Raw genomic sequence first — 14,904 nt, 5'->3', positions numbered from 1 at the left:
CATCAAAACGTCAAATGAACCTTCATCGACCGGCTTCGATCGCTGGCGAGCTCGAACGCGGCAACCGCCTGCTCGAATGGCAGCGCGGCCGAGATCAATGGCTTGACGTCGAGCAGCCCCTCGCCCATCAGCCGCACCGCCAGCTCGAATTCGCGGTCGAACCGGAACGTGCCGCGCAATTGCAGCTCCTTCGTGACCAGCGTGTTGACCGGCAGGGTCATCTCGCCGCCGAGCCCGAGCTGGACGATGATGCCGCCGGGCCTGATGACATCCAGTGCGGCACGCAGCGCGGCCTGGTTGCCGGAGGCCTCAAACAACACGTCGAACGTGCCCTTGCCGGCCCGCCACGGATCGAGCGCGGACGGCCCCGCGCCGACATTGAAGGCGTGGCTGGCCCCGAGGGCGCGCGCGACCACCAGCGGCGCATCGGCGACGTCAGTGGCCACGATCTCGGCGGCGCCGCCGTAACGCGCAACCAGGATCGACAGTGCACCGATCGGGCCGCAGCCGGTCACCAGCACCCGCTTGCCGAGCAGCGAGCCAGCCTGATGCGCCGCATGCAGACACACCGACAGCGGCTCGGCCATCGCCGCTTCACCGAGCGACAGCGACGGCGCGATCGGAACAGCCTGCGCGGCATCGACGGTGACGAACTCGCGGAAGCCGCCCTGCACGTGGGGATCGCGCATCGCGCTGCCCATGAAGCGCATGTCCAGGCACTGGTTGCGCAGCCCCTCGCGGCAATAGACACATCTGCCGCACGGCAGGCTCGGATTGACCGCGACGCGCGCGCCTTCGGCAAGGCCGCTGACGCCGCTGCCCACCGCGGCAACGATGCCGGCGATCTCATGGCCCAGGGCCATCGGCTGCTTGATCCTGACGGTGCCGAAGCCGCCATGATGATAGTAGTGCAGGTCCGAGCCGCAGATGCCGCCGGCTTCGATCTTGACCCGGACCTCACCTGCTCCGGGCGCCGGATCGGGATAGCTGTCGATGCGCAGATCCTTGGGCGCATGAATCACGACGGCTCGCATCGGCTGTTCTCCCTGGCTCGTTGTCCCGGCCGATCCTACATCGACGCCAGCATGCCGCCATCGACATAGATGGTCTGGCCGTTGACGTAGGTGGAGGCCTCGGAGGCCAGGAAGATTGCGGTGCCGACCAGCTCGTCCGGACGGCCCCAGCGCTTCGCCGGGACGCGCGACATCAGCCAATTGTTGAAGTCGGGATTGCTCATCAACGCCTGGTTCATGTCGGTCAGCATGTAGCCGGGGCCGATCGCGTTGGCCTGGATGCCGTGCGCCGCCCATTCGACCGCCATCGCACGGGTCAGGTTGCGGATGCCGCCCTTGGCCGTGGTGTAGGGTCCGATTGTCGGCCGCGCCAACTCGCTGCCGAGCGAGCCGATGTTGATGATCTTGCCGCTCTTGCGCGGGATCATCCGCTTGGCGGCCTCGCGCCCGATCACGAAGGCGCTGGTGAGATTGGTCTCGATGATCCGGCGCCACTCGTCGGTGGTGAACTCGACCAGCGGCTTGCGGTGCTGGATGCCGGCATTGTTGACGAGGATGTCGATCGCAATCCCCTCGTCATCGAAGCGCGCGAAGGCGCGGACGACGGCCTCTTCGTCGGTCACGTCGAACGGACAGGCCTCGGCCTGATGGCCCACGGCGCGGAATTCCTCCACGGCTGCCAGCGTGCGCGCCGGGTCGGTGCCGTTGATGACGAGCCGCGCGCCAGCCTTGGCGAAGCCTTCGGCGATGGCGCGGCCGAGGCCACGCGAGGACCCGGTCACCAGCGCGGTCTTGCCGGAGAGATCGAAGAGCGAGGTCGACATCGGTTCAACTCGAATGGACTAATTCGGGCCGGCATCCTCGGCCACGGCACGCGCGCTGACAAGCGCGTTGTCCGGCGCGGCCTGGATCAGACGGGCAAGCGGTTAATGGCCGCTACCGCGGTCATGACGCCGCGGATCTCGGCAAGACCTTTGAGCCGGCCGACCAGCGGATAGCCTGGATGGGTGCCGCGACCGATGTCGTCCGCCAGCTCGTGGCCGTGGTCGGGCCGGAACGGAATCCGCCAGTCCGGCTCACCCTCGGCCTTGCGGCGAGCCTGCTCCTTCAGCAAGGTCGTCACGACCGCAACCATGTCCACGTCGCCGCGCAGATGCTCCGCCTCCATGAACGAGCCGTCGAGCATCTTGGTGACGTTGCGCAGATGCACGAAGCGGATGTGCGGAGCGAAGCGCTCGGCGAGCGCCGGCACGTTGTTCTGTCCGCCGGCGCCGAGCGCGCCGGTGCAGAACGTGATGCCATTGGCCTTGGACGGGGCGGCATCGACGATGAACTGCAGATCGTCGGCTGACGACACCACGCGCGGCAGGCCGAACAGGTCCCGCGGCGGATCGTCCGGATGGACGCACAGGCTGACGCCGCACTCCTCCGCCGTGGGTACCACCTCGCGCAGGAAGCGCGCGTAGTTGGCGCGCAGCTCGGCATGGCCGATGCCGCGATATTTCTCCAGCATGCGGCGCAGGCCGGGCACGTCATAGCGATCATAGGCTCCGGGCAACCCGGCCATGATGGTCGCGAGCAGACGGTCCTTGTCGGATTCCGATGCCTGCGCCACCCACGCGCGGGCACGGTCGAGCACGTCGGAGGAGAACTCCGCCTCGGCGCCGGGGCGCTGCAGGATGTAGCAGTCGAACGCGGCGAAGCGATCCTGATCGAAGCGCAGCGCGGTGGCGCCGCCAGGCAGGCGGAAGGCGAGCTCGGTGCGGGTCCAGTCCAGCACGGCCATGAAATTGTAGCAGACGGTGGTGACGCCGCAGGCCGCGAGGTTGCGCAGCGACTGCCGGTAATTGTCGAACAGGTCAGTGAGGTCGCCCTCGCCGAGCTTGATCGCCTCCGACACGGGCAGGCTCTCGACCACGCTCCAGCGCAGCCGCAGCGATGAATCACCCTCGATCATGCCGATGCGCTTGACGATCTCATCCGTGCTCCACACCACGCCATAGGGAATGTGGTGCAGCGCGGTCACGATGCCGGTCGCGCCGGTCTGGCGGACCTGCGGCAAAGTGATGGGATCATCCGGTCCGAACCAGCGCCACGTCTGTTCCATGTCGTCCACCTTCCAAAACGCGTGCGGTCAGCGCCGCCGCCGTGTCCTTGTGCGCGGCTCGGCCTGCGCCAACTCTTCCTGCCGTGCAAAAATGCCGTCAGCGCGGCGGAACACCTCGCGCAAATGACGGCGCATCGCTGCCACCGCCTGGGCCTCGTTGCAGGCCGCGAGCCCGTCCAGGATCTCCTGATGCTGCGCGATCAGGAGCGGAATGTGGCCGGCATCCTCGATCAAGGTCAGATGCCGGACGCGGTCGAAATGGATCTTGGTCTGGCGGATCACCTGCCAGACATGCGGATGCCGGCTGGTGCGGGCGATGGTCTGGTGGAACGCCTCGTCATGGGCGTAGAACTCCGCGGGAGTCGCGGCCGCCTTCTGCTTGTCGATCAGTTCGTTCAATTCACGCAGCGAGGTCGCATCGATGTAGCGCACGGCCTCGGCGACCAGCGCGCATTCGAGATGCTCGCGGATGAACTGCGCTTCTCCGAACGCCTCGCGCGACACCGGCGCGACGACGCTGCCGCTCTGCGGATAGATTCGAACCAGATCGACATCGGCGAGCTTGATCAGCGCCTCGCGCACCGGCGTGCGGCTGACGCCGAGTCGCTCGCACAGATCGAGCTCGGCCATCGGCGTCCCCGGCGGCAGCGCGCCGGAGACGATGTCCTCGAGCAGCCGCTCATAGACCTGGTCGGCGAGCCGCCGCCCGGCCTTGCCGTCCATTCGCGTCAGCGGTGTCAGATCGTCATCCATGACGGCAGTCTATCCGATTCACAGGAAGCCGATCGAGATCCATGGCAGGAACACGATCAGCAGCAGCGCCACCACGAGCGCGGCGAGATGCGGCCAGACATGACGGATGACCTCGTCGGGCGAGGCACGGCCGATCGCGCAGGCGAGATAGAAGCCGACGCCGAACGGCGGCGTGAACAGGCCGAGCCCCATCGCGAACACCGCGATGATGGCGTAGTGCACCTCGTGCACGCCCATCATCCGCGCGATCGGGAACAGCAGCGGCCCGAACAGAACCACGGCCGGCACGCCTTCCAGCACGCTGCCGAGCACGACGAAGGCGAGGGCCGAGATCAAGAGGAAGCCCCAGCGGCCGCCGGGCACCGCGACCATGAGATCGACGAGCTGTTGCGAGAAGCCCGACTGGGTCAGCGCCCAGGCCATGCCGGTCGCGGCACCCACCACCAGCAGGATCGCGCCGGACAGCGAGGCGGTATCGACCAAGATCGGATAGACCCGCTTCCAGTCGAACTGGCGATAGACGAAGATGCCGACCAGCACCGTGTAGATGACGCCGATCGCCGCGACCTCGGTCGCGGTGGCGACGCCCTCGACCACCGCCGAGCGGATGACGATCGGCAGGCCGAGGCCCGGAATGGAGATCGCGAACAGCTTCAGCCGCGTCTTGGCATCGAAGCGCTGCGCGCCGCTCATGTCCTCCTTGCGGGTCTGCATGAAGACCACGACGGAGAGCGCGATCAGGCCGACCACCGCCGGCAGCAGCCCGCCGGTGAACAGCGCGGCGATCGATACGCCCGTGACGGATCCTACCGTGATCAGCACGATCGAGGGCGGAATGGTCTCCGACATCACGGCCGAGGCCGACAGCAGCGACACCAGATCGCCCTCCCGGCTGCCGCGCTGCTTCATCTCCGGAAACAGCGCCGGCGCGACCGCCGCCATGTCGGCCGCCTTGGCGCCGGAGATGCCCGAGACCAGGTACATCGCGCCGAGCAGCACATATTGCAGGCCACCGCGGAGATGGCCGATCAGCGACACGAGAAACAGGATCATCGCCCGCGCCAGCCCGGCGATCTCGATCAGCGCTCCCAGCAGCACGAACATCGGCACCGCCAACAGCACCATGTGCGACATGCCCTCGCTGACCCGGCCGGGTACGATCGAGACGGGCACCGTGGTGCTGAAATGCAAGTAAGCCACGGTGGCGAGCAGGAAGGTGAACGCGATCGGCGTGCCGATCACCATGGCGCCCGCGACAAGGACGAAGAAGAAGATGAACAGATTGTAGTTGCCGAGATCCTCCAGCACCGGTGCGGCCGCATAGAGCGCCCCTGCGCCGGCGAATACCAGCGCCAGCGCGCCGATGATCTGCGGAAGGCTCGCCTGCTGGACCAACCGGTCGACGGCCGTGAGCAGCATGAGGAGCACGCCGACCAGCATCGCCGCCTCGCGATAGCCTTCGCTGATCTCGAGCACCGGCATGTTGCTGATCAGATGGCTTTCGAGGTGATGCCAAGACGGCATCACCAACGCGACCAGAACGGTGCAGACCAGCATCAGGCCCAGCGCGTCGGTGCGCGCCCGCCACACCGGCGAGAGGTTGCGCACGAAAGCGGTGAGACGCATGTGCTCGGACCGGCGCAGCGCCACCACCGCGCCGAGCATGGCGAGCCAGACGAACAGCACGGTGGCAAGCTCGTCCGACCAGATCAGCGGTGCATTGAAGACGTAGCGCGCAGCCGTTGCTGCGCCGAGCAACACCAACTCGGCGACGACGATGGCGGCGGCCAGCGCTTCCACGGTGCGTCCGAGCCACTGATCGAACCGCGCGAACACACCGTGCGACGGCACGGAGGTCGTCGCTGTGATGTCAACGGCCATTGCGTCCTCCCCGGCTCGTTCCTTGTTCATCGAGACCGCCGTCATTCCGGGACAAGGCCGCAGGCCTTGAACCCGGAATCTCGACATTGTCTTGCGGCCGTCTTCGATAACTTCGAGATTCCGGGTTCAATCGCCAATGCGCTGCTGCGCATTGTCGATTGCCCCGGAATGACGATGAGCATGCAACGGCTTGGCGGTTTATGACGGGCTTCCACGAATTCGTCTCGTTCCACAGCGCTTGACTGGGCGTGGCCTCAGAGCTGGCCGACCGACTTCTCGAGCAGGCCCCAGGCCTCGGCGCCGAATTTGGTCTTCCACTCGGTGTAGAAGCCCGCGGAGCGCAGCGCATCGCGGAACGGCTTGGTATCGACCTTATTGAAGGTGATTCCGGCGCCTTGCATCTCCGCTTGCGCCTTTTCGTTGAAGCTCTGGATGTCCTGCCGCTCCTTCACGGCGGCCTCCGACAGCGCCGCGGTGATGGCGTCGCGCACGTCGGCGGGCAGACCGTTCCAGCGCGTCGCATTGGCGAAGATGTGGTGACCGTCCCAGATATGACCGGATAGCGCGATGTATTTCTGCACCTCGTAGAGCTTGGCGCTCTGGATCAGCGCCAGCGGATTCTCCTGGCCGTCGACGATGTGCGTCTGCAGCGCCGCATAAAGCTCGCCGAAATTGATCGGCGTCGGCGCAGCACCGAGCGTCTTGAACAGCGTCACCCACAGCGGATTGCCGGGCACGCGGATCTTGAAGCCCTTGAGATCGTCGGGCGAGGCGATCGGCTTGGCGCCGGAGGTGATGTTGCGATAGCCATTGTCGAGGCATTTCGGGAGCACGTGCAGGCCGACCTTGGCGAACTCGCCGCGCACATGGTTGCCGAGATCGCCGTCCATCGCCGACCACACCTGGTCGTAACTCTCGAACGCGAACGCCACCGCATTGATGCCGCCGATCGGCACCACCGTCTGGTTCACACCTGACGTCGACATGAAGTCGAGCGCGCCGCTGCGCACCTGCGAGAACATGTCGGGCTCGCTGCCGAGCTGGCTGTTCGGATAGACCTGCAGGTCGACCAGACCACTGGTCTGCTTCTTGATGACCTCCGACGCCTCGATGATTCTGATGACGCCGGGATGGGTGGCGGGAAACGCCGTGCCGTAACGCAGGCGATACTTCGCGGATTGGGCGTGGGCCGGTCCAAACGCCAGGGCTGAGGCCCCCGCGAGCGCGGTGCCGACGAAGCTTCGACGGGACATGGATGTGGCTGAAGACATTGGCAAACCTCCCCTGCCGGCCCGCTGTGGGGCCTTTTGTATGTCATTCCTGCAACCCAAGCCTATAAGGGATACCAAAATAGGTTTCAATAGATAACTTGTATCCAAGTTGTGAGGTTGCTATACGACGCCGGCTCGCGATCGAGATGAGCACTGAAGGGGATGGAGGGACGCGTGAAGAGCCTCGTGGTGGAGCGGCCCGGCCGCCTGTCGATCGAAACGCGCCCTATTCCTGAGCCCGCCGCGGGCGAGGTCCGCATCAAGGTCGAGCGCGCCGGCATCTGCGGCTCCGACATCCACATCCTGCACGGCAGCAACCCGTTCGCGCGCTATCCGCGCGTGATCGGCCACGAATTCTTCGGCCGCATCGACAAGCTCGGCGACGGTGTCGACGCCAAGCTCGGCGCCCGCGCGGTGGTCGACCCCGTCGTCGCCTGCGGCCGCTGCTATCCCTGCTCGGTCGGCCGCCCCAATGTCTGCGCTGAACTCGCCGTGCTCGGCGTCCACCGCGACGGCGGCTTTTCGGAATATGCCTGCGTACCGGCCGCAAACGCGCATCTGCTGCCGGACAGCGTCGACGACGACAAGGCGCCGCTGGTCGAGCCGTTCTCGATCGCCGCCAACATCACCGACCACACAAGCGTCTTCGCCTCCGACATCGCGCTGGTCTATGGCGCCGGGCCCATTGGCTTGACGGTGATCCAGGTGCTCAAGCACGTCTATGGCGTCAAGGAGCTGATCGTCACCGACCGCATCGACCAACGCCTCGACGCGGCGCGGCACAATGGCGCCGATCGCGTCATCAACACCGCACAGACCGCCCTGCCCGCGGCGCTCGCGGACGCCGGCATCAAGCCGACACTGATCATCGATGCCGCCTGCCACCCCGCCATTCTCACTGAAGCGATTGAGATCGCCTCGCCCGCCGCGCGGATCGGCCTGCTCGGCTTCTCGGCCGAGCCGTCCACGATCGTGCAGCAGAAGGTCACGGCGAAGGAGCTTTCGATCCACGCCTCGCGGCTGAACAGCGGCAAGTTCGCCAAGGTGATCGACTGGTTCGCCAGCGGCACCTTGCAGCCGGAGCGCCTCATCACCCACCGCTTCAGGCTCGACGCCTACGCCACCGCGTTCGAGACGTTCGAGTACAACCAGACCGAATGCTGCAAAGTGCAGCTGATCTTCTGATGCAAACCATCTGATCCAAAACATGGACCGTCTCGGCACCGCCACGCTCCACCGCCTGCCCGCCGGCATCGTCAGGCCGGACTACGACCGTACGACGGTCGCGACCGGGATCGCCCATCTCGGACTGGGCGCGTTCCATCGCGGCCACCAGGCCGTCTACACCGACGCGCTACTCAAGGACGATCCGCGCTGGGGCATCCTCGGCGTCTCCTTACGCTCACCCGACACCCGCGATGCGCTCGAACCGCAAGGCGGCCTCTACAGCGTGACGGCCAGCGATGGCGCCGGCCATGCGCGGCGCGTCATCGGCGCGCTCACCGGCGTTGCGGTCGCGCCGGAAGATCCTGCGGGCCTGATCGCACGGCTGGCCGATCCCGCGGTGCGTATCGTCTCGACGACGGTGACCGAGAAGGGCTACAGCCACGATCCGGCCACCGGCGCGTTGCGCGCCGATGATCCCGACATCCGTCACGACGCTCTCAATCTCACGCATCCGCGAAGCACGCTCGGCTTCATCGTCGGCGGCCTGCGGCTGCGGCGGCAGCGGGGCCTGCCGCCCTACACCGTGCTCGCCTGCGACAACCTTCCCGCCAATGGCCACACCTTGCGCGGCCTTGCCATCGCCTTCGCCGAGCTGACCGACCGCGACCTCGCCGAATGGATCGCGGACAATGTCCGCTTTCCCTCGACCATGGTCGACCGCATCGTGCCGGACACCACCGACGCCGACCGCAGTGATGTCAGCGCCGCGCTCGGCCTCGACGATGCCTGGCCCGTCGTGACCGAGCCGTTCAGCCAATGGGTCATCGAGGATGAATTCGGCGGCGACCGTCCCGCATGGGACGCCAGCGGCGCGCAATTCGTCCGCGACGTCGCGCCGTTCGAGCTGATAAAGCTCCGGCTGCTCAACGGCGCGCACTCCACGCTCGCCTATCTCGGCTATCTCATGGGTTGCGAGACAGTCGCCGCGGCGATGGCCGAGCCCGATCTTGCCGGTCTCGTCGAGGACATGATGCGCGAGGAGATCACGCCGACCCTGCCCGCGCTCGGCGGCTTCGACGTGGCGGCCTATCGCGCCGCGCTGCTCAACCGCTTCCGCAATCCGGTGCTCAAGCATCGCACGGCGCAGATCGCGATGGACGGCTCGCAGAAGCTGCCGCAGCGCCTGCTCGGCACGATCCGTGACCGGCTGGCGCGCGGCGTGCCGATCACCCGGCTCGCGCTCGCCGTTGCGGGATGGATGCGCTACGTCAGCGGCACCGACGAGCACGGCCAGCCGATCGCGCCGCGCGACCCGCTGGCGGCCAAGCTGCGCGCACTGGCGGATGAGGCCGGCCCGGTCGCGAGCCGGCTCGCGCCGGCGTTGTTGTCGGTTACGTCAGTCTTCGGCCACGGGTTGCCGAACGATCCTCGTTTCGCGCGTGCGGTTGAGACGGCACTCGGTAGCCTCTTCCTGAATGGAACCCGTGCGACTGTCGCGCGGATCCGGCAAGACGTAGGCTGACGTCACGTCGGCTCTGGCCGGACGAACGGGCGACATCAGCATCGAACTAAACGTTCGGCAACAGCTTGCCCGGATTCATCAGCCCGTGCGGATCGAGCGTAGCCTTGAGCTGTCGCATCAGTTCCAGCTCGAGCGGCGGCTTGCACAGCGGCATCTCGGCGATACGGAGCTGGCCGATGCCGTGCTCGGCGCTGATCGAGCCCCTGCGGCGGGTGACCTCGTCGTGGACGATACGGGTGATCCACGCACCGTGCTCGTAGAACTGCGCCTCGCTCATATCGAGCGGACGCATCAGGTTGTAGTGCAGGTTGCCGTCGCCGAGATGACCGAACACCATGGGCCGGATGCCCGGCAGCGCCGCACGGACTGCTGCATCCATCACATCAACGAAATCGGCGATCTCGGCAACGGGGACGGCGATGTCGTGCTTGAGCGCCTTGCCCTCGCGCACCAGCGCCTCCGACACGCTTTCGCGCACGCGCCAGAAAGCCTTCGCCTGCGTGCCGTCCTGAGCAACCACGGCATCTGAGGCGATCCCGTTCGCCATCGCCTCGGCCAGCGCAGTTTCGAGCCGCACGGTCAGCGCGCTCTCGTCACCAATGTCGCTCAGTTCGATCAGCACTGCCGCGCCGGGAAGCGCCGCGAATGGCAGCCGCGTGTCCGGCATTTGGCGCAGGATCATCTCCAGCGTCGCCGAGGTCAGGAACTCGAACGCGGTGAGCCGGTCGCCGCAATGCGCACGCGACAGCCGCAGCAGCGCGAGTGCGGCGGCTGCATCGGCCACGGCGACGAAGGAGGTCGCACGCGCGGTCGGCTGCGGAAACAGCTTGAGCACGGCGCCGGTGATGATGCCGAGCGTTCCTTCCGAACCGATGAACAGATCGCGCAGCGCGTAGCCGGTGTTGTCCTTGCGCAAGGAGCGCAGGCCGTCCCAGATCCGGCCGTCCGGGAGCACCACCTCGAGGCCGAGCGTCAGCTCGCGCATCACGCCATAACGCAGCACGGCGACGCCGCCGGCATTCGCCGCGAGATTGCCGCCGACGGTGCAACTGCCCTCGGAGCCCAGGCTGAGCGGAAACAGCAAGCCGGCCGCGCGCGCGGCGTCCTGCACCTTGGCCAGTACGACGCCGGCATCGACCACGATGGTCTGGCCGATGGGATCGACCGCGCGGATACGGTTCATCCGCGCCAGCGACAGCACGACCGCCCTTCCGCCCGCATCCGGCGTCGCGCCGCCGGACAGGCTGGTGTGGCCGCCCTGCGGCACCACGGCGGAGCGCGCCTCGGCGCAGGCCACCATGACGGCCGCAACCTCCGCGGTCGAGCCGGGGCGCACCACCGCAATCGCAGTGCCATGATACTTGCCGAGCCAGTCGCGCAGATATGGCGCCTGATCCTTGGCCGCGACGAGAACATGCGCCGCGCCGATGGCGCCCTGCAGCCTTTCGATCAGCTCCGTCATGATCAGCGCTTTGACCCTTTGATGGCTTGAGAGGCCGATGCCCGCAAACTAACAGGCCAGCCGATCGCGATCCCAATACCAAGTTGTCCGGCGTCCATAATCGATTGTTATGGGTGCGTTCAGGCCGGCGCCAGCGCCACTGGCGGCGCGATGTGCGGCACGGCTTCGACCAGCTCGCGGGTGTAGTCGGTCTGCGGGTTGGCGAACAGCGCCCGGCTCTCGCCCTGCTCGACGATCAGGCCGGTACGCAGCACGATGGTGCGGTCGCACATCATGCGCACGACGTTGAGATCGTGGCTGACGAACAGGAAGGCGAGATTGTCCTCCCGCCTCAGCCTGTTGAGAAGCTGCAGCACCACGGCCTGCACGGAGACGTCGAGCGCCGCGGTCGGCTCGTCCAGCACCAGCAGCCGCGGCCGGCAGGCGATGGCCCGCGCGATGCCGACGCGCGCCTTCTGGCCGCCGGAAAGCTGGTGCGGAAAGCGCGACAACAGCTCGCGCGGCAGCCCGACGCGGTCTGCGCATTCCTCCACGCGCTGGCGCAGCTTGTCGCCGTTGCGCATGTTCATCAGCCGAAACAACGGATGAGCGACGCAGTCGAACGCGGTATAGCGCGGATTGAGGCTGTCGTTCGGATCCTGGAAGACGATCTGAATGTCCTTGCGCAGCTCGCTCGCGTGGAAGTCGCGTGCCGGGATCTGGCCGATCGGCCGCCCGTCGAACAGGATCTCGCCCTCGCTGGGATCGATCAGGCGGCAGATCATGCGCGAGGTCGTGCTCTTGCCCGAGCCGCTCTCGCCGACCAGGCCGACGCTCTCGCCGCCGCGCATCGTCATCGAGAAGTCGGCCACCCCAACGGTGCCGTCGTCGAAGCGCTTGACGATGTTCTTGACGTCGAGCAGCAGCGGCGTGCCGTGCGGCGGAGGCGGCAGCTCGCTTATCTCGACCAACGGAATCCTCTCGCCATCGGGCACCAGATCCTCGATGCGCGAGGTCGCCGTCGGCGATGCCGCGACCAGACGCTTGGTGTAGGGGTGCTGCGGGCGATGGAACAGCGTGAGCGGCTCGGCCTGCTCGACCAGCCTGCCCTGCTCCATCACCACGACGCGCGCGCAGTAGCGCGCGGCGAGCCCGAGATCATGCGTGATCAGGATCGTCGCCATGCCGCGGTCGGCGGCGATATGAGCGAGCAGGCCCATCACCACCTTCTGTGTGGTGACGTCGAGGCCGGTGGTCGGCTCGTCGGCGATCAGGAGCTGCGGACTGCAGGAGATCGCGATCGCGATCATCACGCGCTGGCACATGCCGCCGGACAGCTCATGCGGATAGGCGCCCATGCGCCGCTCGGGATCGCGGATCTGCACCGCCTTGAGCAAGCTCAGAGCCTCGGCCTGCGCCTCCTGCCGCGACAGACGGCGATGGGCGAGGATCGCATCCGCAATCTGCTGGCCGACGGTGCGGATCGGGTTGAGCGCGGCGCGCGGGTTCTGGAAGATCATCGCCATGGCTGCGCCATGCAGGCTGCGCAGATCGGCGCCGCCGGCGCGGGTGATGTCCTGGCCCTTGAAGCGGATGCAGCCATCGGTGATGCGGCCGGCCTTGTCGAGCAGATGGGTGATGGCAAAGCCGGTCACCGATTTGCCGGAGCCGCTCTCGCCGACAAGGCCCAGCATCTCGCCGGGCTGCAGCGACAGCGACACGCCGCGCACCGCCTCGACGAGACCGCGACGGGTCGAGAAGGTCACCTTGAGGTTCTCGACCTCGAGCAGCGGCGCCGTCACGTGCGCATCCGGGGTTGCGCCCGGCTCTGCTTGGTTCTGACGAGACATCACGTGCGCATCCTCGGATCCAGGATGTCGCGCAGGCCGTCGCCGAGCAGATTGAAGCACAGCACCGCGCTCATCAGCGCAAGTCCGGGAAACGCCACCAGCCACCAGCGCCCCGTGGAGATGAAGCGTGCGCCCTCGGCGACCATGATGCCCCATTCCGGCGTCGGCGGCTTGACGCCGAGGCCGATGAAGGAGAGGCCCGCGGCATTGAGAATGGCCCAGCCGAGATTGAGCGAGATCTGCACCGCCATCGCCGGCAGCACGTTCGGCAGCAGGAAGCGCAGCACCACGGCGATGTGGCTCTCGCCGCAGGCCCGCGCGGCCTCGACCCAGCCGAGATTACGGCGGATGTTCACTTCGGCGCGGGCGAAGCGGATGTAGAACGGCAGATTGATGATCGCGGTCGCGATCACGATGTTCTCGACGCGGTTGCCGAGCGCGGCGACCATCGCCATCGCCAGCACGAACAGCGGGAACGCCATCAGGACGTCGACGAAGCGGCCGACCGCCTTGTCGAGCCGGCCGCCGGCATAGCCGCACAGCGCGCCGACGACCGACCCGAGCGCGAAGGACACGGCGACCGCCGTCACCGCGATGGTAAGATCGAGCCGGCTCGCGACGATCAGGCGGCTCAGCACGTCGCGGCCGAGCTGGTCGGTGCCGAACCAGTGCGCCGCGCTCGGCGGCTGCAGCGCGGCGGAAACCTCGGACGCGACAGGATCGTAAGGCGCGAGCCACGGCGCAACGATCGCGATCAGTGCCAGCAGCAGCGCGCCGCCGGCCGCGACGGCGGTGACCGGATTGCCGCGTAGCACGAACGCGGTATGGCGCAGGGTCGACGCGGTCTCGATCGTGCTCATGCTCACGCCACTGTCGCCCTGGGATCGGCGATGCCATAGAGCACATCGACCAGGAGATTGACGATCACGAAGATCGTCGCCATCAGCAGCACGAAGCCCTGCACCGGCGCGTAGTCCGACACCAGCAGCGCATCGAGCGCGTAGGAGGCGACACCCGGCCAGGAGAACACCTTCTCCACCAGCACGTTGGCGCCGAGCATGGTCGAGAATACGATGCCTGCGATGGTGATCACCGGAAGGATCGCGTTGCGCAGCGCATAGGTGACGACGATGCGCCACCACGACAGCCCGACCGAGCGCGCGGTGCGCACGAAGTCGCTGCCGAGCGACACCAGCATCGAGGCGCGGGTGATCCGCGCCAGCGGCGCGATCACGAACAGCGCCATGGTCAGCGCCGGCAGCATCAATTGCCGCGCCGCCGCCCACCAGCCCTCGAGATCGCCGGCGAGCAGGAAATCGATGATCAGGAAACCGGTGCGCTGCGGCGGCAGCGTGGCGAAGATGTCGATGCGGCCCGTGGGGTCCGGCGCGAAGCCGAGTAGATAGTAGAACACGTAGATCAGCAGCAGACCGGAGACGAAGGTCGGCACGCAGACGCCGAGCGAGCAGAACAGCCGCACGCCGTGATCGACCAGCGACCCTGGCCGGAGCGCTGCTAGCACGCCAAGCGGCACCGCCGAGACCAGCGCGATCAGCAGCGCCGTCAGCGTCAATTCCAGCGAGGCCGGCAGCCGCTCCTTGAGGTCCTTGGCAACGGCCTGTCCGGTCATCATCGAACGGCCGAGATTGCCGCGGCCGACGTCGTACAGATAGATCGCGAGCTGGTTCGGCAGCGGCTTGTCGAGCCCGAGCTGCCGGCGGATCACCTCGATCTCCTCCTGGCCGGCATTGGGGCCGGAGGCAAAGAACACGGCCGGGTCCCCCGGCAGCACGCGCATCAAGAGAAAGGTGAACACCAGGACGCCGAACAGCGCCGGCAGCGACGAGACGAAGCGTCGCCCCGCCCGAGCCAAGGTTGCGCCGATCGTGCCCATGGTTG

At 67.1% G+C, this 14,904-nt stretch carries 12 protein-coding genes; 2 read left to right on the top strand and 10 right to left on the bottom strand.

Annotated elements, in window-relative coordinates:
* Positions 1-2: 2 nt before the first annotated feature.
* The 6 genes from QX135_RS05570 to QX135_RS05545 form a co-directional block, all read right to left on the bottom strand.
* Positions 3-1,034 carry an L-idonate 5-dehydrogenase gene (locus tag QX135_RS05570; protein WP_315738473.1) on the bottom strand — a complete coding sequence of 344 codons (1,032 nt, stop codon included), beginning with the start codon at positions 1,032-1,034 and terminating at the stop codon, positions 3-5.
* Positions 1,035-1,069: 35 nt separating this feature from the next.
* Positions 1,070-1,837 (bottom strand): SDR family oxidoreductase, encoded by a 768-nt coding sequence (locus QX135_RS05565; protein WP_315776061.1) that lies wholly within the window; start codon positions 1,835-1,837, stop codon positions 1,070-1,072.
* A gap of 86 nt (positions 1,838-1,923) precedes the next feature.
* On the bottom strand, positions 1,924-3,120 hold the full coding sequence (gene uxuA / locus QX135_RS05560; RefSeq protein WP_315755434.1) for a mannonate dehydratase: 1,197 nt from the start codon (positions 3,118-3,120) through the stop codon (positions 1,924-1,926).
* Between the two features lie 27 nt (positions 3,121-3,147).
* Positions 3,148-3,873, bottom strand: a complete 726-nt coding sequence (locus QX135_RS05555) for a GntR family transcriptional regulator (protein ID WP_315738476.1) — start codon at positions 3,871-3,873, stop codon at positions 3,148-3,150.
* Between the two features lie 18 nt (positions 3,874-3,891).
* Complete coding sequence (locus QX135_RS05550; protein ID WP_316176967.1) at positions 3,892-5,754, bottom strand: TRAP transporter large permease subunit; 1,863 nt, start codon at positions 5,752-5,754, stop codon at positions 3,892-3,894.
* 254 nt (positions 5,755-6,008) lie between these two features.
* Positions 6,009-7,025, bottom strand: coding sequence for a TRAP transporter substrate-binding protein (locus tag QX135_RS05545; protein WP_316176969.1), 1,017 nt, complete (start codon positions 7,023-7,025; stop codon positions 6,009-6,011).
* A 174-nt stretch (positions 7,026-7,199) separates the two neighbouring features.
* On the opposite strand from QX135_RS05545, the gene QX135_RS05540 reads away from it, so the two are divergent.
* Complete coding sequence (locus QX135_RS05540; RefSeq protein ID WP_315796759.1) at positions 7,200-8,210, top strand: Zn-dependent oxidoreductase; 1,011 nt, start codon at positions 7,200-7,202, stop codon at positions 8,208-8,210.
* A 22-nt stretch (positions 8,211-8,232) separates the two neighbouring features.
* Positions 8,233-9,714, top strand: a complete 1,482-nt coding sequence (locus QX135_RS05535) for a mannitol dehydrogenase family protein (protein ID WP_316176971.1) — start codon at positions 8,233-8,235, stop codon at positions 9,712-9,714.
* Positions 9,715-9,760: 46 nt separating this feature from the next.
* Here the strand turns inward: QX135_RS05535 and QX135_RS05530 are convergent, their stop codons facing one another.
* The 4 genes from QX135_RS05530 to QX135_RS05515 form a co-directional block, all read right to left on the bottom strand.
* Positions 9,761-11,176: an FAD-binding oxidoreductase gene (locus QX135_RS05530; RefSeq protein ID WP_315796757.1), complete on the bottom strand. Its 1,416-nt coding sequence runs from the start codon at positions 11,174-11,176 to the stop codon at positions 9,761-9,763.
* A gap of 119 nt (positions 11,177-11,295) precedes the next feature.
* Positions 11,296-12,957 carry an ABC transporter ATP-binding protein gene (nikE, locus tag QX135_RS05525; RefSeq protein ID WP_316177287.1) on the bottom strand — a complete coding sequence of 554 codons (1,662 nt, stop codon included), beginning with the start codon at positions 12,955-12,957 and terminating at the stop codon, positions 11,296-11,298.
* Between the two features lie 47 nt (positions 12,958-13,004).
* Entirely contained in the window at positions 13,005-13,865 is an 861-nt protein-coding gene (locus QX135_RS05520; RefSeq protein ID WP_315796755.1) for an ABC transporter permease, read from the bottom strand.
* A gap of 2 nt (positions 13,866-13,867) precedes the next feature.
* Positions 13,868-14,899 carry an ABC transporter permease gene (locus QX135_RS05515; RefSeq protein ID WP_316176974.1) on the bottom strand — a complete coding sequence of 344 codons (1,032 nt, stop codon included), beginning with the start codon at positions 14,897-14,899 and terminating at the stop codon, positions 13,868-13,870.
* Between the last annotated feature and the right edge of the window lie 5 nt (positions 14,900-14,904).

It is taken from the genome of Bradyrhizobium sp. SZCCHNR1098, from assembly GCF_032489375.1.
Taxonomy (GTDB): Bacteria; Pseudomonadota; Alphaproteobacteria; order Rhizobiales; family Xanthobacteraceae; genus Bradyrhizobium.
The sequence above is the reverse complement of the archived record's forward strand: the minus strand, read 5'-3'. Positions and strand labels throughout refer to the sequence as shown.